This is a genomic window from Hymenobacter perfusus (assembly GCF_003944765.1).
Classification (GTDB): domain Bacteria; phylum Bacteroidota; class Bacteroidia; order Cytophagales; family Hymenobacteraceae; genus Hymenobacter; species Hymenobacter perfusus.
The window spans coordinates 54,877-77,400 of record NZ_RWIU01000011.1; the positions used below are offsets into that span (position 1 = coordinate 54,877).

Annotated in this window: 21 protein-coding genes; 14 read left to right on the forward strand and 7 right to left on the reverse strand. The window is 63.3% G+C overall.

Features of this window, described 5'->3' with window-relative positions:
- Nucleotides 1-226: 226 nt before the first annotated feature.
- From EI293_RS21240 to EI293_RS21255, 4 genes are all read left to right on the forward strand, one after another.
- Complete coding sequence (locus EI293_RS21240; protein WP_170170482.1) at nt 227-1,630, forward strand: DUF389 domain-containing protein; 1,404 nt, start codon at nt 227-229, stop codon at nt 1,628-1,630.
- 228 nt (nt 1,631-1,858) lie between these two features.
- Nucleotides 1,859-2,602 carry an HNH endonuclease gene (locus EI293_RS21245; RefSeq protein WP_125440571.1) on the forward strand — a complete coding sequence of 248 codons (744 nt, stop codon included), beginning with the start codon at nt 1,859-1,861 and terminating at the stop codon, nt 2,600-2,602.
- Nucleotides 2,603-2,779: 177 nt separating this feature from the next.
- Nucleotides 2,780-3,664 (forward strand): mechanosensitive ion channel family protein, encoded by an 885-nt coding sequence (locus EI293_RS21250; RefSeq protein WP_125440572.1) that lies wholly within the window; start codon nt 2,780-2,782, stop codon nt 3,662-3,664.
- Nucleotides 3,665-3,730: 66 nt separating this feature from the next.
- On the forward strand, nt 3,731-5,335 hold the full coding sequence (locus EI293_RS21255; protein ID WP_170170483.1) for a mechanosensitive ion channel family protein: 1,605 nt from the start codon (nt 3,731-3,733) through the stop codon (nt 5,333-5,335).
- Nucleotides 5,336-5,559: 224 nt separating this feature from the next.
- On the opposite strand, the gene EI293_RS21260 is transcribed toward EI293_RS21255, so the two are convergent.
- From EI293_RS21260 to EI293_RS21285, 6 genes are all read right to left on the reverse strand, one after another.
- Nucleotides 5,560-5,865 carry a hypothetical protein gene (locus tag EI293_RS21260; protein ID WP_125440574.1) on the reverse strand — a complete coding sequence of 102 codons (306 nt, stop codon included), beginning with the start codon at nt 5,863-5,865 and terminating at the stop codon, nt 5,560-5,562.
- 99 nt (nt 5,866-5,964) lie between these two features.
- A complete protein-coding gene (locus EI293_RS21265) occupies nt 5,965-7,278 on the reverse strand; it encodes an ArdC family protein (RefSeq protein ID WP_125440575.1) in 1,314 nt (437 codons plus the stop codon).
- Between the two features lie 245 nt (nt 7,279-7,523).
- Nucleotides 7,524-7,739, reverse strand: a complete 216-nt coding sequence (locus tag EI293_RS21270) for a hypothetical protein (RefSeq protein ID WP_125440576.1) — start codon at nt 7,737-7,739, stop codon at nt 7,524-7,526.
- 415 nt (nt 7,740-8,154) lie between these two features.
- Entirely contained in the window at nt 8,155-10,413 is a 2,259-nt protein-coding gene (locus tag EI293_RS21275; RefSeq protein ID WP_125440577.1) for a toprim domain-containing protein, read from the reverse strand.
- A gap of 84 nt (nt 10,414-10,497) precedes the next feature.
- Nucleotides 10,498-10,893 (reverse strand): hypothetical protein, encoded by a 396-nt coding sequence (locus EI293_RS21280; RefSeq protein ID WP_125440578.1) that lies wholly within the window; start codon nt 10,891-10,893, stop codon nt 10,498-10,500.
- A gap of 45 nt (nt 10,894-10,938) precedes the next feature.
- On the reverse strand, nt 10,939-11,355 hold the full coding sequence (locus EI293_RS21285; RefSeq protein ID WP_125440579.1) for a hypothetical protein: 417 nt from the start codon (nt 11,353-11,355) through the stop codon (nt 10,939-10,941).
- A 219-nt stretch (nt 11,356-11,574) separates the two neighbouring features.
- On the opposite strand from EI293_RS21285, the gene EI293_RS21290 reads away from it, so the two are divergent.
- The 10 genes from EI293_RS21290 (at nt 11,575) to EI293_RS21330 (ending at nt 21,369) form a co-directional block, all read left to right on the forward strand.
- The gene (locus EI293_RS21290; protein ID WP_125440580.1) at nt 11,575-12,042 is read left to right on the forward strand and encodes a hypothetical protein; all 468 of its coding nucleotides are present in this window, start codon (nt 11,575-11,577) and stop codon (nt 12,040-12,042) included.
- 54 nt (nt 12,043-12,096) lie between these two features.
- Entirely contained in the window at nt 12,097-12,516 is a 420-nt protein-coding gene (locus tag EI293_RS21295) for a hypothetical protein (RefSeq protein ID WP_125440581.1), read from the forward strand.
- Nucleotides 12,517-12,528: 12 nt separating this feature from the next.
- Complete coding sequence (locus EI293_RS22185) at nt 12,529-12,876, forward strand: hypothetical protein (RefSeq protein WP_170170484.1); 348 nt, start codon at nt 12,529-12,531, stop codon at nt 12,874-12,876.
- Nucleotides 12,857-15,508 (forward strand): VirB4 family type IV secretion system protein, encoded by a 2,652-nt coding sequence (locus EI293_RS21300; RefSeq protein ID WP_170170485.1) that lies wholly within the window; start codon nt 12,857-12,859, stop codon nt 15,506-15,508. The genes EI293_RS22185 and EI293_RS21300 overlap by 20 nt, the downstream gene beginning before the upstream one ends.
- Complete coding sequence (locus EI293_RS21305) at nt 15,505-16,602, forward strand: conjugal transfer protein TraG N-terminal domain-containing protein (protein WP_125440583.1); 1,098 nt, start codon at nt 15,505-15,507, stop codon at nt 16,600-16,602. The genes EI293_RS21300 and EI293_RS21305 overlap by 4 nt, the downstream gene beginning before the upstream one ends.
- A gap of 12 nt (nt 16,603-16,614) precedes the next feature.
- On the forward strand, nt 16,615-17,292 hold the full coding sequence (locus EI293_RS21310) for a hypothetical protein (protein WP_125440584.1): 678 nt from the start codon (nt 16,615-16,617) through the stop codon (nt 17,290-17,292).
- 69 nt (nt 17,293-17,361) lie between these two features.
- A complete protein-coding gene (locus tag EI293_RS21315) occupies nt 17,362-18,102 on the forward strand; it encodes a conjugal transfer protein TraK (protein ID WP_125440585.1) in 741 nt (246 codons plus the stop codon).
- A 20-nt stretch (nt 18,103-18,122) separates the two neighbouring features.
- Nucleotides 18,123-19,046 carry a DUF4138 domain-containing protein gene (locus EI293_RS21320; RefSeq protein ID WP_125440586.1) on the forward strand — a complete coding sequence of 308 codons (924 nt, stop codon included), beginning with the start codon at nt 18,123-18,125 and terminating at the stop codon, nt 19,044-19,046.
- 13 nt (nt 19,047-19,059) lie between these two features.
- A complete protein-coding gene (gene traM, locus EI293_RS21325) occupies nt 19,060-20,469 on the forward strand; it encodes a conjugative transposon protein TraM (protein ID WP_125440587.1) in 1,410 nt (469 codons plus the stop codon).
- A gap of 21 nt (nt 20,470-20,490) precedes the next feature.
- Complete coding sequence (locus EI293_RS21330; RefSeq protein WP_125440588.1) at nt 20,491-21,369, forward strand: hypothetical protein; 879 nt, start codon at nt 20,491-20,493, stop codon at nt 21,367-21,369.
- 63 nt (nt 21,370-21,432) lie between these two features.
- Here EI293_RS21330 and EI293_RS21335 read toward each other — a convergent pair whose 3' ends face one another.
- Nucleotides 21,433-22,458 carry a DUF4396 domain-containing protein gene (locus EI293_RS21335; RefSeq protein WP_125440589.1) on the reverse strand — a complete coding sequence of 342 codons (1,026 nt, stop codon included), beginning with the start codon at nt 22,456-22,458 and terminating at the stop codon, nt 21,433-21,435.
- Nucleotides 22,459-22,524: the final 66 nt, after the last annotated feature.

Sequence of the window (22,524 nt, forward strand, 5' to 3'; positions counted from 1 at the left end):
GCGGAACAGCCGAGCTTGGTTGACGCAGGCGCCTTCTCAAGCACAGACCGGCGGCGCTACTTCCGGCAAACCTACTCCTTTCCGGGACCGGGATGCCAGCCGGGCCGGCCTATCCTTTTGCCACTGTTCCCCTGCGCGGTGCAGGTTGTGCGTCAGAATGGGTTCAGGGCTGGTTTCCTGCCCGGGCTACGGCCGCGCTTTACGGCTTCCTTTCGACCTGGACCGTATGCAGCGCATCCACTCGTATTACCCTCGTATGAACGTGCGCTTTCTGGTCTGGCTCCGCCAGCGCTTTGACCTTTCCCACGACATGGCCGACCCGGCCCACATCGTGGCCGGCGTGGAAGAGGGCATTGCCTTCCGCGGCACCAACCTGTGGGTGCTCATCTTCGCCATCCTGGTGGCCTCGGTGGGGCTCAACGTCAACTCCACGGCCGTCATCATCGGGGCCATGCTCATATCCCCGCTCATGGGCCCCATCGTGGGCATCGGCTTCGGGGCGGCAACGGCCGAGGTAGATTTAGTGCGGCGGGGCCTGAAAAACCTGTTCATTGCCGCCGGCATCAGCCTGCTGGTCTCAGCCCTGTACTTCCGGCTCACGCCCCTCACCGACGCGGGCTCCGAGCTGCTGGCCCGCACCCAGCCCACCACCTGGGACGTGCTCATCGCCCTGTTCGGCGGGGCCGCCGGGGCCGTGGGCCTCACCCGCCGCTCGCGGGGCAACACCGTGCCGGGTGTAGCCATTGCCACGGCCCTGATGCCGCCGCTGTGCACGGCCGGCTACGGGCTGGCCACGGCGCACTGGAGCTACTTGTTCGGAGCGCTGTACCTGTTTTTCATCAACAGCGTGTTCATCAGCCTGGCCACCTTTCTGGTGGCCCGCATCCTGCCGCTGCCGCACCACACCTTTGTCAGCCGCCAGCGGGCCCGCCGGGTGCAGCTCTCTATTTGGGCTGTGGCCCTGCTCACGGGCATCCCCAGCGTGTACCTGGCTTCGCGCATCGTGCAGCGCACCGTGTTTGCCCATAACGCCCAGCAGTTCGTCGATGAGCAGTTCAACCAGCAGCCGGGCACCTACGTCGTTACGCGCCGCATTGAGGCCGACACGCGCACCATCAACGTGCTGCTGGCCGGGCAGCGCCTCACGCGGGCGCAGCTGCGCGAGGCCCGGCAGCAGTTGGCCCGCTACCGCCTGCCCCAGGCCCAGCTCACCGTGCGTCAGGGCCTGGCCCAGCTGGACTCGGCCGATGCCCAGACCATGCGTACCAGCCTGCTCGAAGACGTGCGCAGCCGCAACGAACAGACCCTGGCCGGCTACGATGCCCGCCTGGCCCAGCTCCAGCAAGTCCTCACCCAGCCCGACAACCCCGCCCTGACCGGCCTGCCCGCCGCGCCGGCCCTGCTGCGAGAAGTGCAGGCCGAGCACCCCGCCGTGCGCCAGCTGGGTTTGAGCCGCGTGGTGCGCCCGGCCGCCGATTCGCTCCGGGCCGATACCACCGTCGTCGTATCGGTACGCACCGCACGGCCCCTGCCGGCGGCCGAGCAGCAGCGCCTGCGCCAGTGGCTCAGCGTGCGCGCCGGCAGCCAGCACCCCGTGCAGCTGCTGTTGGAAGAGTCGCCCCGGCGCTGAAGCTATTAGCTAGACGTACTTTGGATGCGGGCACTAGTTATGGCTGCTGGGAATGACAACAAAAGCATACTGGCGGCCGATTATTTTCCCAAGGATTACCAGGGTTCTAAGTTCCGGGTAGATGGGTGAGAGTAATGGATGTCGATTGGAGGCAATTCGTTACTACATTTGGATAGCCTCACTCAGAGGCCCTTATAATGTTTATGAGAATCTAATGTTCACACTTAAGTGAAACAAAAAAGAAGGTCGTACTATAATGCAAAATGGTTTGCTTTCTCTGATGCCATTCAAGCCAGAGACAATCACGCTTGCTTAAAATGCGGAAGGACCAGCGAAGAAACTATTTTACAAACTCATCATAAAGCATATAAAAAGGGGCTTGAACCTTGGGAATACCCCATGAGTGATTGCATAACCTTATGCAAAGGGTGCCATGCCAGGGAACATAATCTGATTGAACCCAATACAGGGTGGACTCTGATTTCTATTGATGACCTGGGCGGATTATATGGTGTTTGCGAGCGAAAAGGCTGCGGAGCGGAGCTTAGATATGCACACGTTACTTACCATCCACAATGGGGATATAAATCAGTAGGAAGCTCTTGTGTTGAACACCTGACCCAAGAAGACCAATATATAAGTCAGGAGGTTTTGAAGATTCTTAAAAGGATAAGTGAGTTTATAGATACCTCAAACTGGGAGTCCAGAGTGTCTAAAAATTCCAAAGAATATATTTCTACAACTCATGCCCACCATCAAATTAGGATATACGGGAATAATAATTATTACTCCTTTCAAATTGCGCTGAAGATAAAAGGTGAAAAATGGTTTGACTTTGGAGATTTTATACAAACAAGGAATAAAAATTTAGACCAAGTAAAGGAAATGGCTTACATAGTACTCAAAGGCTTAATAACAGAGAATGAAAGTGAAAAAGAATTATTGAGAAACATTTACAAGAAAATCAGATAAAATATGCGCACCCATTAGGCTCTTAAACTCGGTTCATGCACCATTCCTATTGAGCTCCTAGAAAGATACTCCAAGCCCCGGCCGCTGCTGGGGCTTTTTCATGCCGCTCTCACGCCAGGGGACCCAAACCCGCTGCCCGGCCGTAGGTAAGGATAACCTCCACCATTACCCGGCCGCATGACCGACCTTAACCGCGCCTTTACCTTACTATCGGGCAAGCTCATTCGCTGGATGCAGCAGTTCATTCTGCTGCTGCCCAACCTGCTCATTGCCCTGCTCATTCTGGTCGTCACCTTCTTTGCCGCGCGGCTGGTGCGCCGGCTCATGGGCAAGGTGCTGCCGCGCATGTCGGCCCACGCTACGCTCAACGCCCTGGTAGGCACCTTGGCCTATGTGGCGGTGCTGCTCATCGGCATCTTTTTCACGCTGGAGGTGCTGAGCCTCGACAAAACGGTGACTTCGCTGCTGGCCGGCGTGGGCATCATCGGGCTGGCGCTGGGCTTCGCCTTTCAGGACCTGGCGGCCAACTTTATCAGCGGCATCATCATCGCCGTGCAGCGGCCCTTCACGGTGGGCGACGTCATCGAAACCGATAAGTACTTCGGCACCATCGAGAGCATCAACCTGCGCACGCTGGATTTGCGTCAGGTCACCGGTGAGCTGGTACGCGTGCCCAATCGCAAGGTGTTCGAAAGTGCCGTGATTAACTACACCGTCACCACCCGCCGCCGCGTGGACCTGGATTGCGGCGTAGCCTACGACTCGGACCTGGAGCGGGTGCGCGACGTGGTGCTGGGCAGCCTGCAGGGCTTCCCCAAGCTGCTCACCGACCGGCCGCCGGAGGTGATGTTTACCGGCTTCGGCGACAGCGCCATCACCTTCACCCTGCGCTTCTGGATTCCCTACCAGAAGCAGGTCGACTACGTGGGGGCCAAAAGCGAGGCTATTATGCGCATCAAGCGAGCGTTTGATGAGGCCGGGATTGTCATCCCCTTCCCCATTCGCACCCTGGACGTGTCGCCGGCGCTGCTAGCGCAGCTGCGACCCACGGCGGCCGAGTAGGGCCGCCGTCTTTTGACCCGAATGCTGGACCAGTCGGGAGGGTTATTTGTTGTACTTTTCCCACTTATGAAGCCATTTTTTACTTGCTTATTGCTGTTACTGGCCTGGTGCGCGGCAGCCCAGACGCCCGATTCCCTGGCCCCGGCGGCCCGGTCCGCCCCGACGGCACTGGCCGGCGCGGCCGTGGTGCTCCCCCCCGCCGATACCTTGTTTCGGGTGTACGGCCGGGTGGGCTCGTTTGGCCCCCGAGAGCGGGCCGAGGCCATTCAGCGCCGCCTGCAGGCCCTGCTCGACGCGCCGCTGTTTGCCCCGGACTCGCTCTACGTGGTGGACGCCGAGCAGGACTCCGAAATCATGTACGCCGATGCCCATGTGCTGAGCGTGGGCGAGGCCGAAGCGCAGGCCCAGGGCCAACCCCGGCAGGCCGTCGCCCGGCAGTACTTGGCCACGTTGCGCCGCCACCTCACGGCTGCCCAGCAAGCTAGTTCCCTGCCCGAGCTGCTCAAGCGCGGCGCCCTGGCCGTGCTTACGCTGCTGATGCTGGCCGGGCTGATTTACGGCCTGAACCGCTTTTTCCGCGCCATCAACCAGCGCATCCTGCGCTGGCGCGGCAGCCCCCTCAAGCCCTGGCGCATCAACAACTACGAGCTGCTCACCCAGGAGCGGCAGCTGGAGCTGCTGCGCACGCTACTCAAGGTGCTGCGCCTGGTGCTGGTGGCCCTCACAGTGTACCTCACGCTGCCGCTGCTCTTCAGCTTATTTCCCTGGACCGAAGGCTTTTCGCGGCAGCTGCTGGGCTACGTGCTGGGCCCCGTGCAGCGGGTGGTGCTGGCCATCGTGCACTACATCCCCAACCTGCTTACCATTGCCGTTATCTACTTCTTTACCACCAACGCCGTGCGCCTGCTGCGCTTTCTGGCTGGCGAGGTAGCCGAGGGCAAGCTCGTCATCCAGGGCTTCTACCCCGACTGGGCCCTGCCCACCTTCAACCTGGTGCGCTTCGCGCTGTACGTGTTCATGTTCATCGTCATCTTCCCCTACCTGCCCGGCTCCGACTCGCCGGTGTTTCAGGGCGTGTCGGTGCTGCTGGGCTTCATCATTTCCTTCGGGTCCACCTCGGCCATCGGCAACCTGGTGGCCGGCATCGTCATCACCTACATGCGGCCCTACAAGGTGGGCGACCGGGTCAAGATTGGCGAGGTGGTGGGTGACGTGCTCGAAAAAACGCTGCTGGTCACCCGCCTGCGCACCATCAAGAACGAAGACATCACCATTCCCAACTCCAACATCCTCACCGGCCACACCGTGAACTACAGCGCCGCGGCCGCGCGCGAGGGGCTGGTGCTGCACTCCACCATCACCATCGGCTACGACGTGCCCTGGCCGCAGGTGCACGAGCTGCTGCTCACGGCCGCCCGCGCCACCCAGGGCGTGGAGGCCGCCCCCGCGCCCTTCGTGCTGCAAACCAGCCTCGACGATTTCTACGTCTCCTACCAAATCAACGCCTACACCCGGCAGCCGCACCGGCAGGCGGCCTTGTACTCCGAGCTGCACCAGCACATTCAGACCGAGTTTGCCCGCGCCGGCGTCGAAATCATGTCGCCCCACTACCGCGCTACCCGCACCGGCGCCGAAGCCGGCAGCACCATCCCACCGCCAGCAGCCGGGTAGCGGGCGAACAATTCTTCTTGGCTCAAATGGCTCAGGGCCGCGGCGACCGCGCCAAACTGGACTGGCTCGGTCACGAAGTCGAAGCAGGCAGGCGGCAGTTCAGGGGGAAAACCAGCCGTTGCTGGTGGGCATGTTGCCAATTGGACCCCTACATAGGCAAGCGAGAGTGATAACCTGTTAGAAGCACCAAATAGAGTCACGTTTTTGCCTGCGAAAACGTGACTCTATTTAACAGCACGGGTTTTTTGGTCAACTACTGTTTGAGCGTTGGCCTGCACCTCGGCCAATACCACAGCAATAACTGACTGCACGGGCTCGTCGAGTAAGTCAGCTACACGCAGCAACTCTGCAACGGTGAGGGTAGAAGGCTCCGCTTCGCGTTGCTTAATGGTGCGGTAGGTCATGCGAAGATGCTCCATCAGTTCGCGCTCAGTAAACTGGTAGCGGCCGTTGCGAAGCAAGTCCGTGAATCGCCGCGGGGCGGATGGCTCAACCGGGCCATTGGGCGGTAGGGGAGGAGTGTTAGGCATGATGGTGCAAAATTTGACTGAGAATGAAAAAAATGTGGCGGCCGGGTACCCCACCGCCCCCGGCCCCGCCTGGTATTGGGCGAGGCACAAGGTCAAGGGCTATTCCAGCACCTGCTCCAAAGCAGCAAAGTGCGGGTTCTGCCGCGCCTCCTCGGCCAAGGTGAGTTCCTCCCATTCCGCAATCTGCCGCATGATGTTGGTCAGCCAGCGGCCCAGCCGGGCGGGGTCTGCCTCGGCCAGAATTCGGGCCGTGGCGGTGCGGCGCTGCTCGTCGCTGAAAGCGGGGTGCTCCATGAGGCGCATAAGCTCGATGCGCTGCGTGGAAACCACGACAGTGGTGAGCGTAGGCAGCGTTTCCTGTCCCAAAGCAACCAGGGGCAAGGACGGCAGGGACAGACGGGGCAGCACGGCCCCGGTATCAACGAGCTGTGCAGTGGCGGAGGCGTCTTCGGGCTCGTTATTTACCTCCATGGCCCCGGGGCCTGCGCTGGGCGGGGTCGGCTCCGGGGCACTGGGCTCGGTATCATCGGCGCCCGCGGTGCCTAGGATAAACTCAGCGGCCCGCTGCGCCCGGCTGGCGGCCTGCACCACCAGCTTTTTATCACCGCGCAGCTGCTCCAGCCAAAACCGCAGGTAGGCGGCGGTATTTTCCAGCGTCGCGCTAGGGTCCAGCCCCGCATGGCCACACAGGAAGGCGGCACCCATCTCGGCCGTCAGTTCCTCGCGGGCGTAGCCGGCACGGCCGCTCGGGCGCAGAGCCTCGGCCAGGTCGGGCCGGTCCAGGCGGCTGGCGTGGCCGGTGGCGTGGGTCAGTTCATGGAACAGGGTCGAATAATAGGCCTCACCGCTGATAAAGGTTTCCGGGCGGGGAACATTCACAAAGTCGGGGCCGGGGGCGTAGTAGGCCTGCGCGCCGCCGTGCTCGATGCGGGGGCAGGTAGCCCAGTTCGCTACCAGGGCTTCGGCGGCGGCCAAAGGCTCGTGGTTCCGGTCTTGGGGCTGCTCGGGCAGAACAATGTCCACCCCTTCGACGTCATCCACGGAAAAGACGGTGTAGTACTTGATAAAGGGAGTTTTCTCCTCTTCACCGGTTTGCTTGTCCGTACGGGTCGTGACGTTGTAGTAAATCACGGGCATACCCTTGGCCCCTTTGCGGATGTTGCCGCCCAGCTCCTTTGCCTGCCGAAACGTGAGAAAAAACGGCGTACTGCCTACCAGGTGCAGCAAAAAAGCATTGATACCGGTATAGGCCCGCCCGCTGACGTAATTGCGGGGCAACCCGTAGGCGGCATGCCAGGGCTTGCGCCAGGCAATCTGGCCCGCTTCGAGTGCGGCAATTACCCGGTCCGTTACAATCTGGTACACGTCGGGGCGGGTGGTCGTTTGGGCGGCGGTGCTGGTTTGCTTTTTCATCGCTAAGTAGAGGCTAAGTGACTGTTTCTAAAACCGTTTCCTTACTTATTAAACGAAAATACAGGCGTTTTTGTTGCTAAAAAGACAACAAAAATCAGCTATTGAGGCCATTATTTTGCTTCGCTAAACCATTTCTCCCCCACTGCCCCTGGCGCTGGGTTCGCCTACCCACTCACCCGTAAAAGAGGTAACAAAAGTGCCCGACAGGTTTGCTGTCGGGCACTCTTACCGCATCGAATTGTAGCTTACTCGGGCTGGCTGAGTTCCTGCTTCAGACATTTCTGCAGGCTCGCCCGGGAGGCTTCGCCGATTTGAATCAGGGGGGCGCCGTCGTTGAGGTAGAACAAGACCGGATTGGCCTTGGTGACGGCCTCGCTCCAGGATTCGTCCGAGAGGTCCACGGGCAGTTGCAGCAGCGGCTGGTACTCGTCTCGTATGAGTTGTAAAATCAGCCCCTTCATGACGGGGCAAAAACTAGAAAAAGGCCGGTGACCGGTAGATATCATAACAGGGGTAATGGCGTGGAAGGGAATGCAACGAGGGTCCCAAGCCTAGCGCGTAGCGAGGCCCGGAAATAGACAGCCCTACCCGTCGGCTATTAGCAAGCCGATGGCAGCCGCAGCTGTTGCGGCGGGGTGTTTACCAGAAAGTTGGATTAGCTTCGATGCGGACCCACGAATAGGGCCGGGCGCTCGGAAATAGGCAGCGGCCGTTGGGCAGCGGGTGCCAGGGTCCGGCCTGCTCGCGGCAGGACGGACGGCGCATAAAAAGATGGAAACCCTGTTTTCGCCTGCATGGTGAGCAGCTTGCTATGCCCGCAAAACTAAAGAATCAGACCATATTTCCCGGGAATTTCCTCGGCAAGCCGACTACCTGCTACCGCTCGGGCCCGGCCGTGCGCTCGGCTAGGGCATTGGCGCCTATGCCACTAGGCGCCAGACGGTGCCGCTCGGCGCGGTCGCCGGAATGTTCGTGAAGCTGCGCCCCGGGCGTGCGGGCCACCTCGTCGAGTGCAGCATTTACCCGGGCCAGGTTCGGCTGGTCGAGCCGGTAGCTGACTTCTATCTCGCTGTGACGCTGGTGTGTGGCCGGTTCGGTGGAGCTGCGCAGTGAGCCAGTATTCAGGCCGGCCTCGCGCAGTTGCTCGGCTACGGCTTCGGCCTGACCGGTGCTGCCCGGCCGGGGCTCGGGCTCGTCGATGCGAATAATGGCCGTCTTGGTAACTCCCTGGGGCGGGGCGGCCGCGGCCAGCTCGCGGCGCTCGGCCTGCTCGCCGGCATCTTCGCGCAGGGTTACCAGGGGAGACTTGTCCAGCGCGTCCAGCGTCTGGCTGAGCTGGCGCAGCCCGCCGGGCGTAGCGTGGGGATGGTAGCGTACGTCCAGCTCGCTGCGTAGCTGCCCACTGGTCGGGTCCGTTTCGGCTCGGAGCGCCACGTCGGCGCCGGCTTTGCGCAGCAGCTCGCGCATCTGCTGGGCCTGGCTGGGCGTTGCCTCGTCGGCGGGGCTCGGTTCAGTTACGGTCAGCTGCACGGCGCGCTGCAGAGCCGGGTTCCCGGTGGCTACGGCCAGCGTCGCGGCCTGACGCTGCTGTTCCGCTTCCCGGCGCTGGGTATCCGGGCTTTGTGCGGCGGCGCGCTGCTCGGCCTGCTGCCGCTCGGCTTGTTCCTGGCGGGCGCGCTCCTGGCGCTGCTGCTCCTTGGCCTGCTCGTCGGCGCGAGCCTGCTGGGCCACTTGTTCGCGGGTCAGGCCCTGGCTCAACAGCTCCAGGTCCCGGTTGAAATCCTTGCTGATGGCGTACTCGGTGCGAATGAAGTTCTCAGGCTGCCGGCCGGGCTCGGCGGGTTGTCGCTCCAGCTGCTCGCGCTGCATTTCGCGCTGGGCGTGTAGGCTGCGCGCCAACTCTTCCAGGGCCTGGCTGTCGGCATTGGGGGCGACCAGGCGCACCACGGTTTCCTGCCGGCTGGCCCGCTGCACTTCCAGGCTCAGGGCCTCGTCGGCGGCAGGCCGCAGCTGCTGCACCTGCGTCGTGAGCTGGGCCAGGTGCTCGGTGCCCTCGGCGCGGGTAGCGTGGTGAAACTCCACACGCAGGGCCGTGTGGTACTTGCCGGCAGCCGTGGCGTGCCATTCCACGGGGCGGGGTGCCTCATCGTAGGCCACGTGGCCGTCGGCCACTTCGCGGGCGCGGCGCGGGGCCTGCAGCTCGTTGAGGTAATTGATGTTGAAGCGCCGGCCGGCCGCGTCGTTGTCGTTGGCCAGCACCACTTCTTTGGGCTCCTGCTTGTCGATGAGCTTTTGAATCAACTCCACCTGCCGCTCGGTGACGGTGCCGCTGGTAGCCACGTACAGCGTATTGGGCTGGCCCTCGGCGCCGCGGTGGTGCAGCTGGTGATAGCTCATGGCGTCCACAGGGCTTTCCGACACAACCAGGCGCTGCACGGGAGTATCCTTTCCTTCCGTGGGATGTGACACCCACACGCCCGTTTTGGGCAGCTGCAGCAGGTGCTTGTAGTCGTCGTTGCGCTGCTCCACCGTGGCAATGCCGTGCTCGTTGTAGAGCGGAAAAGCCGTGTTGCGGAAATTCCCCTGCTGGCTGGTGAATACCCGTCCCTGAAAAGCCGGGCTGTCAATGGTCTCATCCGAAAGGTGCCGGTGGTGTAAATAGGTGCGGTCGGTCAGGGCGGCATGGGTGCCCATCACAGCTGCCACCAGGCGGGCCCGCCGCTCCGCTTCGGTTTCTACTTCCGCCGAATCGCTGGGCTTGGGGGCGTAGGCGTCAGGGGCGGGCAGTGGGGGAGAAGTGGCCGCCTGCCAGCCTTGCTCAGGTTCACCCAGGTACTGGCGTAGGGTCTGCCGCACCTGGCCCAGCGTCTGGTTTTCGCGGGTTTTCACAAAGTCGATGATGGAGCCGGAGTCGCGGTCATCCCCGGGATTCAGGTACACCTGGTGGTCACCCTTGCGGGAGACAATGAGCATCTCTCCGTCCTTTTCCAGTTGGTGCCACTGGCCCCGTGCTCCGGCCTTTTTCACGTCGTAGCCGTGGCGCTGGGTGGCGTAGTCAACCAGGTCGATGGATTGCTTGAAGCGGTCGAGCTCCTGGGGGTCGTTTTCGCGGGGGGAAGAAGTTGAAGCGGGCATAAGCAGGATAGGAAAGGGTATGCCGTAGCCGCACCCGCAGGAGTGGGCGTGGGGCGTAAGTCAGGAAGTAGGAGGGAGGGAGCGCTAGCTGACCAGCTGCTCGTGGGCCGCCAGCTGCTCGCGCAGGGTGGCCAGCAGAGCGGCGTCAGCAAAGAGGTAGTGCTCGCAGAGCTGGCCACCCACGTACAGGCGCACCAGCTCAGTTTCGAAGCCAAACACGCGCAGGTGCTTTTGCACCAGGCGGTATTCCTCGCGCTGCAGGCTACCCGTTTTCAGGCCCACGCTGGTCGTGTAGGGAAAGCCAAAGGCGGTGCAGGTGGCCCGCAGGCCCCCGTGGGGCAGGCTGCGCAGCCGCAGCTGCACGTAGCGGCGGGCCTCGTCGTAGGTGATGGCCAGCGCGGGGTCGGGCAACTGAGGGCCCAGGGCAGCCGGGGAAGTAATGGATTTCGCCGGGCGGCGGGGAGCGACGGAAACGGGCATAGGGAAAAGAGCAACGTGGAGCGGACAGGCTCCAGGGCCTTTCCGCTAGGTAGTAGGGGAGTTGGGCGACGCCGGAGCGTCAAAAGGCGGATTGTCGAACAGGTTCAGCTCGGATTTGAAGCGGGCTAGGTTTTCCAGCGAGGTGAACATGAAAAAGTGCCGGCGCGACTGGTGCACGATGATGCGCAGCAGCTCGGTGGGAAACTGGAAGTGGGCCATCAGGCGCTGCAGCAGCACTGCCTGGGTTTCCTCCTCCAGCTTCTTGATTTCAATCAGCCGGGCGTAGTTGAACTTATGCTCCTGGGCCCAGGGCTTGAGCTGCCCGTGCAGCAGGGTGTTGAGGCGGTGGCGGATATAGCGCAGAACAGTGGCATAGGAAACGATAAGGGCGGGGTCCGGAAAGCCCGCATTAACCGGCTCAAGGGGGGTGGAAGCCGGGGGAGTGGGAATGGAAGTGGTCATGCAGCAGCAATTAAAGGGCGCGCAAGGTAGCAAACCAGCCGGCCGCGTGCACTACTCAATTGCTGTCGGTACATAGCTAGGCCGGTCTTGGCGTCAAACGACTTCAAAGCTTCGGCATAGTTGCTTCAAAACTTCTCCTAAAGCAGAACTTATACGGAAGTGCTCCGTATAGTTGCCGCAAATGCTCACAAAAAACTTCGACCCGCTTGCTTGAACTCGATGCTCTGGTTGCTGCTCTTTCTGCTGCTGTCGGCCCTGGGCGTGCTCTGGTGGCGCTTTGCAATGCCCACGGGCCCTGGGGCATCGGTGGCTCCGCCAGTGCTCAGTGGCAACCACCCCTCGCTGCGCACCCGGCACTATCGGCTGGCTGATTTCTACCCGGCGCCTGTAGTGGTGCCGCCGGCCCCGGACCCTGCTCCCAACCCGGAGCAGCCCACCCTCAGCCCGGAAGAGGCACCAGTAGCCGAAACTGCGCCGACCGAATCGGAGGAACCCACGACCCAAACGTCCGAAGCCGGGCAGCTGCCGGAAGGCGCCCGGCACAACTACCTCACGGCGCCGGCCCCGACGGCAACCGACGAGCACAACCGTGGCGTGGAGCTCACCGCGGCCGAGCGCCGCGCCAAAATGCGCGCCCTGATGGGCACCGCCCTGGAAAACCGCCGCGCAGCGCCGGCCCCCGCTTAAAGACTACGCTTTCCCTTATCTGCTTTTTCATTCCATTCACCCATTTCCTTTTCCATGCAAACTCCCTTGCTCACGCGCCTGCACCATGGCGCCGCCCAAGCGGCGGCCGGCGGGCTGCGCCTGCTCGCGGCGGGCCACACCTACCAACCTTCCCGCGCCGAACGCTTCGCCATGGCCTTGCTGCTGGCCACTTCCCCGGCCCTGGTATTCGGCCAATCCGGTGCCGGCGGCCGCGCCGTGGGCGCCCTGCGCAGCGTGCAGACCATCGTCATCAGCATCGTGCAGGTGCTTTTCATCATCGTGCTGGCCATCGGCCTGGTGCGGGTGGTGCAGAAGTTCATCAGCGGCGCGCCGGATGCGCTGGGCTCCCTGGGCTGGCTCATGGGCGGCGTCATCCTCTGGTTCGGCTTCAACTACTTCAAAGAAGACCTGGCCAGCGCCATGGGCGGGGGCGAAGGCGGGGTAACGCCCTAAGCACACCGGCCCATGCGTTCCTACAAAAGCATCGAGCGCCCGGCCCAGGTGCTGGGCATGAACCTGCCGGACCTGGGGCTGGTGGTGGGCTTGTTTCTGGCCGCCGTGCTGGCCATTGGCGTCGCGGGCCTGGTCGTCACCGTCCCCCGCTTTCTCTACCTGCTGATTCTGGTGGTGCTGGTGGTATTGCTCTATGCCCTGCGCTACCTGGCCAAGCACCGCCCGCCGGGCTTTCTGCTCAGTTGGCTTTCCTTCCACCGGCGGCAGCCGCGCCGCATTGCCCTGGGCCGCGCCCGGTCGGGGCCTTCGGCAGGCGGCGTTTCCGCAGTCCCTCATTCTCATGAATATTCCCAACACTAAGGCTGCCGACCGCACCGCCGACTTCGCGGACCTGCACCCGGCCTATGCCTATCAGGATGACAAGGTCATCTTCCGGGATGGCCGCGTGGGCGTCGGCTTTGTCCTCGAATGCCCCGAAATGGAGAGTTGGCAGGCTGAAGAGTTTGCCAACCTGCAGTCGGCACTGCTCGGGGCGCTGCGCACCCTGCCCGTGGGCACGGTGGTGCAGAAAACCGACATCTACTACGACCGGCCCTTTCAAGGCCTCGGCGACGCCCGCCCCGGCTACTTCGAGGGCAAGATGAATGCGCACTTTTCCGACCGGCTGGTGCTCTTCCACCGGGCTTACCTGTTCGTTTCATTTGCGCCCGCCGACGAAGCCAAGCCCGTACGGCCGAATGCTTTGAGTGCATTGGTGAACCGCGCCGGCGAGAAGCTGGCCAAGAACCCGTTTGCCGGCGTGGTGCAGACCCTGGACGCGGCCGAGCGCATCGCCACCGAACTGCTGCAGAGCCTGCGCGGCCTCGGGGGACTGGACTACCGCCGCCTCAACCAGGCCCAGCTGCCGCAGGTCTTCACCCAATACTTCAACCTGGAGTTCGACCAGATGCCCGCCGGTCTAACCCGCGAAATCAGCAACGTGCCGGGGGCCTTCACCGTGGGCGAGAACCGTGTGAGCATCGTCTCGCTGGTAGGGCAGGGGAGTGAGGCCCACCCTGCCGTGCGCAATGGCTACGGGGTGACCTCGCCCATGCTCTACCCGCTCACGGCGTTTCTCTCCTGCCCGCATGTGCTCACCCAGGCCATGCTGATTCAGGACTCCCGCACCGAGCTCAAGAGCCTCGACAACGACAAGAAAATCAACAATTCGCTGTCCTTTCTGGCCACGCAGGACAACCACCTGCGCGCCGCCGAGATTGACGAGTTCACGGCCGAAGTGCGCTCGGGCAGCAAGCAGGTCGTGGGCCTGCACCTGTCAGTGCTGCTCTGGGACGTGGACGACCAGGCCCGGCGCGAGCACGTGGAAAAGACCACGGCGGCCTTCCGGTCCATCTTCGGGGCCGAAGCTGTGGTGGAAAGCTACCTAACCCTGCCGCTGTTCTTCGGCTTGGCGCCCGGCAACGCCTACCAGGTGCCCGACCGCTGGCTGACCACCTCGGCCGACCGCGCCGCCTGCTACTTCCACTGGACCACCACCTACCGGCCCGAGCCCACCGGCGAATACCTCTGCGACCGGTTCCGCAACCTGGTCAAGGTAAACCTGTTCAACACCGACCTTGACAACCAGAACGCCCTGGTTATCGGCCCCTCCGGCTCGGGCAAGAGCTACACCTTCGGCAACTTCATTGTGCAGCGCTACGAGCGCGGCGCCCGCCAGATTATCATCGACATCGGGGGCACCTACCGCAACGTGTTCCAGAGCCTGATGGGGCCGGACTTCGAGAACACCTACTTCGAGTACGACCCGCAGAACCCGATTGAGTTCAACCCCTTTTTGCTACCGAGGGAGGGCGAAAACGGCCCCTGGCATTACTCCGACGAAAAGCTCAACTTCCACCTGGCCCTGCTGGCCGCACTCTGGAAAGGCGGCAAGGACCGCGCGCTTAGCAAATCTGAGCGCACCATCCTTTCGCGCTTTCTGACCGGCTACTACCACGACCTGAACCAGCACGAGCGGCTGGGCCAGTCGGACGAGGAGTTTCCGGGAATGGAAAGCTTTTATAAGTACGTGCAGCGCTTTGACCAGTGGATGCGGGCCGAGACGCCGGCGGCAGGGGAGGGCGACGCCCCGGACGAAAGTACCGCCGTGCTGGCCCTGCAGCGGGCCCAGTACCAGACCGACATGAAGTACATCGACATGCACGAGTTCTTCCTCGTGCTGGGTGAGTTCGTGACGGGCGGGCGCTACGCCAAGGTGCTCAACTCCACCCGTGAGGCCCAGTTAAGTCAGTACCCGCTGATTTGCTTTGACCTGGCCCGGGTGAAAACCGACCCCACGCTCTACCCCGTGGTGGCCATGCTCATCACCGAGCTGAGCCTGGACCTGTTCCGGCAGTTTCCGGATGCCGTGAAGTACATCGCCCTCGACGAGGCCTGGGCGCTGCTCTCGGGCGTGCTGGAGGAGTTTATCGTGTCGATGTACCGCACCATCCGCAAAACCAACGGCTCCATCACCATCATCACCCAGGGCATTCAGGAAATCATCGACTCGCCCATCGGCTACACGCTGATTGACAACTCCTCGACCAAAATCATCCTGCGTCACTCCAACGAGGCCTCGCTCACCCACCTGCAGGCGCCGCTGGGCCTCACGGGCCACGAGATGGATTTGATACGCTCGGTGCGCTCCACCGACTCGTTCCGGGAGTTCTTCATCAAGCAGGGCGCCCAGGCCAAGGTGTACGCGCTGGAAGCCTCGCCTCAGCTCGACGCGGTGCTGACCTCGCGGCCCGCCGAGCGCAACTACCTCAATCAGCTCGTGCGCCACTACCAGCGCCAGCGGCCGGTGGAAGTGCGCGACGCGCTGGGCAACCTGGTGCGCGACGCCGAAGGGCGGCCCACGTACACCACCGTCACCGAGCAGCGGCTGGACTTCGCCGTCGACCAGTTCGTGGAAGAAAAGCAGAAGCGCAAGGGGGCGCTGCCGGCATGAGCGCGCCCCTGCTGCTGCTCGTCGGCATGGACCTCGACACCGACTTCATCACGGCGGCGGACGGGGCCCTGCGTAAGGTGCTGCAGGCCTGCCAGCTTTACCTGATTCCGCCGTTTCTCTCGGTGGCGCTGCTCTACACCGTGGGCCGCGGCTACCTTCAGGGCGGACAGCTGCGCATGGATTTCTCGCCCCTGCTCAAGGCGCTGTTCGTGTACTTCATCCTGTTCTTCTACCGGGACTTTATGGACTTGATTGGCGGGGCCATTGGTGGGTTTTCCAGCCTGGTGGCGCCGGCCAAGCCCGGTTTCATTGCCGAGGCCCTGCAAAGCCTGACCAATCCGGCGGGGGCCGCCTCCATCGAGCCCGACAAGGCCACCAACACGGCCGGCTTTGTCAACGACCAGATTGGCGCTATCACCTCCTTCTGGGACAAGCTCACCAACTTCTCCCTGCTCAACCTGCTCACCGAGCTGTTCACGACCAGCACCGTGGTGCTCATCCGGCAGGTGCTGGTGATGGTGCGCCAGTACATCGTGGCCTTCCTGTACGTGAGCGGGCCCATTGCCATCTGCCTTTCCGCGCTGCCGCCCTTCGCGCAGCTGGGCAAGCAATGGCTGCAGAATTTCATGGCCGTGCAGTTCTGGTCCCTGACCTACTCACTGCTGGATACCATTTACGCCAACTACGCCGGCACCCGGCCCGCGACGGGCAACGTGCTGCTGCCCACTGGCATGACCCCAGGCGATTACGCCAATGATGTAACCTACCTCATCAACTCCATCGGCTTCGTCATCCTCTACTGCATGGTGCCCTGGCTGACGAGCTTTCTTATCGGCTCTTCGGCCGTGCAGGGCTTCGTGGGCATGTTCGGCGGTGCCGTGGCCGGGGCTGCCGGGGCCGTGAGTAGCGTCGTGTTTCCCGGGGCCTACGGTGGCGGGGCCAGCGGCTCACTAGGCCGCAAGCTGGGCTTCGGCCCTGACAAGGGCGGCAGTTCCGGTGGTAGCTCCAGCAGCGCGCCTTCGGGTTCAGCCTCGGCCGAGCTGCCCACCATGTCTTCTGCCGACTCGGGCGCGCCCACGCGCCGCCGGCGCTAACCAATCACTGCTATGAAAAAGCTTCTCTTAAGCCTGCTGGGTGCAGGCGTACTTCTCAACAGTTGCAAGAGCGACAACGAAGCCGCTGCGGAAAAGCTGCAGCAGGTAGCTGCTGCGGCCGCCAATTCCCCCGAAGCCAAAGCCAGAGAGGCTGCCTGGAGACTTGCTACAACCAAACCTGCGCAATTGACTGCCGATAAGCCGGTTGATTTGCGCCCGGCCCTGGAGCAGCTCCTGCCTAAGGATGGCTACCTGCAGCTGGTATCAGTTAAAGCAGCAGATGCAGCGCAGCCCGCTATCCTGCTGCTACCCATTCTGTGGCGTCCCATCAAAGGGAATTACCCACCGGTGGCACCCGGCTACCGGCTGCCCTTCGAAGCCGTGCTCAAGTGGAAGCCGATGGGCTACGGCCCAGGCGAGAAAATACCCGCCGCCATGGCGCTGGACGGCCCGTGGACGCCCGACACCCTGAACAGCTTCTCGCTGCGAGAGCCCGAGGTGACCGTTCCTGGCCAGGCAGCGGCTGCGCCCATCCTGCTCAAGCCGGGGCAGCCCGTAACCGTGCGCGGGGTGGCCTACGCCTATGCTACTACACCCGCGGCCGGCCAAGCGCCCCGCTTGGTGCTGTACCCCTACCAGAACCCACTGGGGCCACCCGACTCGCGCAAGATGGTTTACCTGCCGCTCTAGCAGGGGGCTGTGGGGCAAAAAGGCCGGGCGGCTGAGCTCCTTTTATTCTCCATCCACTTAAACTCACTCATGAACTCTGTCCAAGACCTAAATAAGACGTTTATCACCATGCGCACCATGGCGCTGTCGGCCCTGGCCCTGTTGGGGGTGGTCACGGTGGCCTCCGGTGCGCTGCTTTATCGCGCCTACGAATCCACCGGCCAGCGCGTGTACGTGGTCAGTGATACTGGCTCCTTCTCGGCCCAGATTGGCCGCGGCGCGGGCCACACGCCCTTCGAGGCCCGCAACCTAGTCAAGACCTTTCTGCTGACCATGTTCGGCCACGACCAATACAGCTTCAAGCACAACCTCGATGCTGGCCTGCCCCTGATTGAGGAACGCGGCGGGCGGTTTCTGTTCGAGAGCTTCCAACGCGGGCAGGTGCTGCAGAATTACATCCGCTACGGCGCCAGGCAGGCCGTGACCGTGGACAGCATCCACTTGGACATGAACCACCGCCCCATTACCGGCCGCGCCTACATAAAGCAGACGGTGTTCATCGGCGACCAGCAAAGCCAGAGCAAGCCCCTGGGCGCCAAGTTCGCCCTCATCGAAACCGACCGCTCCGACGCTAACCCCTTCGGGCTGCTCATCACCGACTTCGACTTCATTCCCTACAACCCACCCGTCACGCAGGAAGAGAAAGACCAGCTGCGCGACCAGGAGCAGGCCCGGCAGCGCAAGCTGCGCGAAGAAGCCGAAGCCGCCGGCGTGCCCCTAACGCAACCAGGCCCCACCACGCCGGCTCCTGCCGCTCAACCTGCTCAGTAAGCTACCTCTCTTTACTTCTTATGCGTTTCCCCTTATCCTTTGCTTCCTGCGCGCTGCTGGCGCTCTTACCTGTCGCGTTGCAAGCGCAGACCCTTGCGTCGACTGCTACCCGTTCTGCCGGTGTGCAGGTCCCGCATCCGGCTAACGTGGCGCCGAAAATGCAGCTGGAAATAGCTGTTTCCGACTCCTCGACGACCTACCTGGTTTTCCCAGGGCCGGTGTCCCTGGTCGACGTGGGCCAGGCCCCGCACTACCTGGTCAAGATTGAGAGCAACGCCGTCTTCGTGCGGGCCAAGCGGCGCAACCCGCCGCCCACGCCCATTCTGGTGCGCTACGGCTCGCGCTATTGGATGGGGCACTTGGTGTACACTGGCCGGCCAGTGCTGCAGCTCTACGACTTTCAGGATGGCGGGGCCTTGGGCGTCAGCGCCGGCGGCAATGCCCGCAACGGCGCCGGCGTCGATGATGCGCTGGCCCTGGACCAGGGCCAAGAAAAGCGGGAGCTGGCCGAGACGCGCCTAGCCAAGCTGGCCACCGCCAAACACGCCGATACCAGCGGGCTGCGCACCGCCGACAACGACCTGGTGCTTTCGCTGGCCAACGTGCGCAACGACAAGGATTTTACCTACCTGCGCCTGAAGCTGCGCAATACCACCACTATCGACTACGCCGTGGATTTCACCGACTTCGAGCTGGTGGAAAACTCGCGCAAGAAGTTTCTGGGCAAGAAGAAGAACGAGGCCCGGCGGCCCCTGGCGCCCGCCGGCGGGGCCGAAAGCCAAACCATCCCGGCCCGGGCCACAGGCTACCTCCTCTACGCCGTGCCGCTCTATGCGGCCACCGACCGGGGCCACCTCGAAATCACCCTGCGCGAGAAGTTCGGGGCCCGGGTGCTGGTGTTGAAAGTACCGAGCAAAGTCATCAACACGGCTGCCGCCATTTAATACCCTTCTCACCATGTCTGAGCACAACATGCAGCCGGTGTATCCTGCCGGCGACAACTCCACGACCGAACCCCAGCCCGCTTCTGGTCCTGCTTCTGTACCCACTCCGCCCGCAACGCCTCGCCCCTCGGTGGGAGAGCTGGCCCGCCGGCACTGGTTGCCCCTGCTGGTCGGCATCGGCCTGCTGACGGCCGTGACGCTGTTTTTCTACGCTCGCTCCCTTTCTCAGGAAGTAGCGCAGCAGGCCAGCCCCGTGGCGGCGACCTCCCAAAATCTGGAGCCCACGATTGCGCCGGCCACCCCCGAAGCGGCCCCGGCCCCTACGGACGTGCTGGAGCAAAAGCAGGCGGCCGCGCGGCAAGCCGGGGCGCAGCTGCCGGGCACCGTTCCCTCCCCGGACCAGTTGGCCGGTGGTATGGCCGTCGATACGGTGGGCCAGGCGGCCTTGCGGCGGCGCACGACGCTGGCCGCGGCAGAGCGGCAGGCCCGGGCGGCCGCGAACCGCGCTGCTCTGCCACCGCCCGACTCGACGGAGGTGACAGCAGTGGATGCACAGACTGGCGCCTACCGGGCCGTGCGCATCCCGGTGGTGCAAACCGGGGGCCGTGGTGCCGGCTATGGCGCTGACCCGCGCCGGCACTTACGGGCTGGGGCCCGGCCGCGCACAGCCCCCGATGGGGTGCCCTACGAGCAGAACGACGACGTGCTGGACATGCTCGACGCGGCTTCCCCGGCCTCGCGCACCTCGTACGAGCAGATGACGGGGCGACGCTACTTCGACCGGCGGGCCGCGTTGCGGGCCGGCGGTGCCACTGCACCAGGTAGCAATAGTGCTATGGCCTACGATGCCTTTGGCACCATTAAGGCGGGCTCCTACCGCTATGCTGCCGATAATGGGCAGACGCAGCTGCTGCCTGACATTTTCTATAAAGCCGTAGTGAACGGAGAGCAGAAGATTCGCACGGGTTCTGTCGTGCTGCTGCGCCTGGTCGAGGACGCTGTTATCAGCGGGCAGACCTTTCCCAAAAACCTGGTGTTTGCCGGCGTGGCCAGCGTTGAAACCAACCACGTGGCCATTCGCATCAGCCGACTGGGCCCCACGCGGGTGGCCGCCGACATCTATGATTACCACTACCTGCCCGGGCTCATGATTGACCCGCAGAAGCGCCAGCCGCTGCCGGCCGCTGACAACCCTCTCAACGACGCCCGCGCCATCGGCGCCCAGGAAGTAGGCCTGGCCATTGACCGCTCGGCTTCAGCAGCCAACTCCGTAGTCGGTGTGGGCGGCCGGGTAGCGGCCGCCATGGTAAGTCGGGCCTCTACGCCGCGCCAGAAGCTGCGTGACGTGCGCCTGCCCGACGGCTACCCTGTGCTAATCACCACGGGCGCAACCGATGCGGGCGCGCCCACGGCTACTAACTAAGTATCACGTCACTTCCAAGCCATGAAAAGGATTGCCTTTGCCCTCGCGCTGGCTGTCGGGGCCAGCACCGTTCCGCACCTCGTTTCTGCCCAGATGGTCGTCAACGACCCCGTGCACATGGGCGTGCACATCGGTCAATTCGCCAAGCAGCTCAAGCAGTGGACCGAGACTATTAAGAACTATCAGGTCATCAAGGATGCCCGCCAGATTGCCGGCGTCACGCGTGACATTACCGGCCAGGTGAAGGAGCTTACCTACGAAGGGCTGGAGCTGCAGCGCCAGATTCAGGCCGACCTGCGCAAAGTGGCATCGGTGAAGGATTTGCGCTACGCCAATCCGTTGGAGCTGTTCGGCCGGGCCATGGCCATGAACACCAGCTCCCAGCCCGACTACATGCCGCCGGTGAATAAGGCCCGGCGCCTGCGCCAGGCGCTGCAGCGCCGCACCGAGCAGGACGTGGAAACGGTGTACCAGGCCTTCTCGGGATTGGATATTGGTCGCAGCGGGGCGCAATCCTTTACCTACCGCGACTACAAGAACATGCGGCAGGAAGCCTTTGCGTCGGCCTATGCCTACGAGGAAGTGCTCAAGAAGAAAAATGTCGAAACGGCTTTCAACTACCAGAAGATTGCCGACGAGATGACGGCGCAGAGCGTCGAGCTCATGGCCACGCTGAAGAACCCCGGCCGGTACTCCATGACCGAAGCCGAACGGCTACGAGCCATGGGGCAGGCCAACGACAACATGGTGAAAGCCCTGCAGCTGCGGCAGGAAGCCGACCGCCTCATTCACGAAGCGGGCCGGCCTGGCCCCGCTCGGCAGGCCGTGGAAGGGGCTTACCGGGACCAACTGCTGCAGAATCAACTGCTAAAGAGCATTAGCCGCTCGGGAAGGTTTTGACGCTCATTTTTACTTCGGCGACTATTCCTCGTAGGCATAGGCCGACGCTCGCCCCAGCCTGGCCTACATCCTATGGCCCGGCTTTGACATGCCGGGCATGTCCGTCATGGGCTCGCCCGGCCGCATGGACAGGTCGCCGTAGCGCGCCGCCAGCCAGTAGCCCACGGCCAGCATGAGGAGGGTGAGCCCCGTAACCACGGCTTTGCGCAGCCCGGATACCGGGGTGCCGCTGCCCATGTCCATGCCCGGCATTTCCTGGGGCGCCGCCGCCATGTGGTGCCCGGTGTGGGCAGGCGTGGGGGCCGCTGCGGGCATGCCGTGGCTCATTCCGGCCATATGGGGCATGGCCGCCATGCCATGGCCGGCGTAGGCCGGGGCGGCTACCGCTTCCTGGGGTGCCCCGCCTTTGCCCAGGGCCCGCTCGGTGCCCATGCCGTGCTTGAGTCGGTTCTTGACCAGCCAGTAGTTGACCGGGTACGACACCACCACGCCCACCAGCGTCGCGGCCGACATGGCCGCCCAGAACCAGGGCGAGGTGGCTTCCATGGCCCGCATGTCGCGGCTCATCAGAATGACCATGGTGGGCAGCATGCCGGCCATCATGGCGTTCATCGACATCCATTCCGGCAGAAACGAGCTGCGCAACGCCTCGCCGTAGCTCATGCCCATCATGTCCTTCATGAACAGGGCCTGGAAGATGAACAGCCCGAAGGCAAACCCGGCCGCGTACTCCAGCCAGATGTCCACGCCCATGCGCAGGCCGAAGTAGCCGGTGATAGCAGCCGCCACGATGATGCCCGTCGCGTCGCCGGCGGCGCAGTGAATGGTGGAGCCCACGGCCTGCTTCCACAGGGGGGCCACAAACTGCTCGTGGGTGCCCGGCGAGGGCTCGCGGCAGGAAAACCAGTACACCAGCAGCCCCACCGGCCCGGTGTAGAGCGTCACCAGCACCCAGCCCCACTTCATCACCTTCATTTCCGGGGTGCTGGTAAATAGGTCCCAGGCCACGTAGGCCGCGGACAGGGCTGTGAGGGCAAACCACCCCCACAACAGGTACTCGGGAAACAGCGGCGGATTCATCGGGTGCATGGCGCAGAGTCAATCAGGGGGTACAAGGGAAAGGCCGGCTTGCTTAGCGCGGCCGCCATAAATTGA

Excerpts from the sequence above, each read along its gene's own strand:
- EI293_RS21240 (WP_170170482.1), top strand. The coding sequence starts at position 227 with ATGCAGCGCATCCACTCGTATTACCCTCGTATGAACGTGCGCTTTCTG.
- EI293_RS21250 (WP_125440572.1), top strand. The coding sequence starts at position 2,780 with ATGACCGACCTTAACCGCGCCTTTACCTTACTATCGGGCAAGCTCATT.
- EI293_RS21255 (WP_170170483.1), top strand. The coding sequence starts at position 3,731 with ATGAAGCCATTTTTTACTTGCTTATTGCTGTTACTGGCCTGGTGCGCG.
- EI293_RS21260 (WP_125440574.1), bottom strand. The coding sequence starts at position 5,865 with ATGCCTAACACTCCTCCCCTACCGCCCAATGGCCCGGTTGAGCCATCC.
- EI293_RS21265 (WP_125440575.1), bottom strand. The coding sequence starts at position 7,278 with ATGAAAAAGCAAACCAGCACCGCCGCCCAAACGACCACCCGCCCCGAC.
- EI293_RS21270 (WP_125440576.1), bottom strand. The coding sequence starts at position 7,739 with ATGAAGGGGCTGATTTTACAACTCATACGAGACGAGTACCAGCCGCTG.
- EI293_RS21275 (WP_125440577.1), bottom strand. The coding sequence starts at position 10,413 with ATGCCCGCTTCAACTTCTTCCCCCCGCGAAAACGACCCCCAGGAGCTC.
- EI293_RS21280 (WP_125440578.1), bottom strand. The coding sequence starts at position 10,893 with ATGCCCGTTTCCGTCGCTCCCCGCCGCCCGGCGAAATCCATTACTTCC.
- EI293_RS21285 (WP_125440579.1), bottom strand. The coding sequence starts at position 11,355 with ATGACCACTTCCATTCCCACTCCCCCGGCTTCCACCCCCCTTGAGCCG.
- EI293_RS21290 (WP_125440580.1), top strand. The coding sequence starts at position 11,575 with ATGCTCTGGTTGCTGCTCTTTCTGCTGCTGTCGGCCCTGGGCGTGCTC.
- EI293_RS21295 (WP_125440581.1), top strand. The coding sequence starts at position 12,097 with ATGCAAACTCCCTTGCTCACGCGCCTGCACCATGGCGCCGCCCAAGCG.
- EI293_RS22185 (WP_170170484.1), top strand. The coding sequence starts at position 12,529 with ATGCGTTCCTACAAAAGCATCGAGCGCCCGGCCCAGGTGCTGGGCATG.
- EI293_RS21300 (WP_170170485.1), top strand. The coding sequence starts at position 12,857 with ATGAATATTCCCAACACTAAGGCTGCCGACCGCACCGCCGACTTCGCG.
- EI293_RS21305 (WP_125440583.1), top strand. The coding sequence starts at position 15,505 with ATGAGCGCGCCCCTGCTGCTGCTCGTCGGCATGGACCTCGACACCGAC.
- EI293_RS21310 (WP_125440584.1), top strand. The coding sequence starts at position 16,615 with ATGAAAAAGCTTCTCTTAAGCCTGCTGGGTGCAGGCGTACTTCTCAAC.
- EI293_RS21315 (WP_125440585.1), top strand. The coding sequence starts at position 17,362 with ATGAACTCTGTCCAAGACCTAAATAAGACGTTTATCACCATGCGCACC.
- EI293_RS21320 (WP_125440586.1), top strand. The coding sequence starts at position 18,123 with ATGCGTTTCCCCTTATCCTTTGCTTCCTGCGCGCTGCTGGCGCTCTTA.
- traM (WP_125440587.1), top strand. The coding sequence starts at position 19,060 with ATGTCTGAGCACAACATGCAGCCGGTGTATCCTGCCGGCGACAACTCC.
- EI293_RS21330 (WP_125440588.1), top strand. The coding sequence starts at position 20,491 with ATGAAAAGGATTGCCTTTGCCCTCGCGCTGGCTGTCGGGGCCAGCACC.
- EI293_RS21335 (WP_125440589.1), bottom strand. The coding sequence starts at position 22,458 with ATGCACCCGATGAATCCGCCGCTGTTTCCCGAGTACCTGTTGTGGGGG.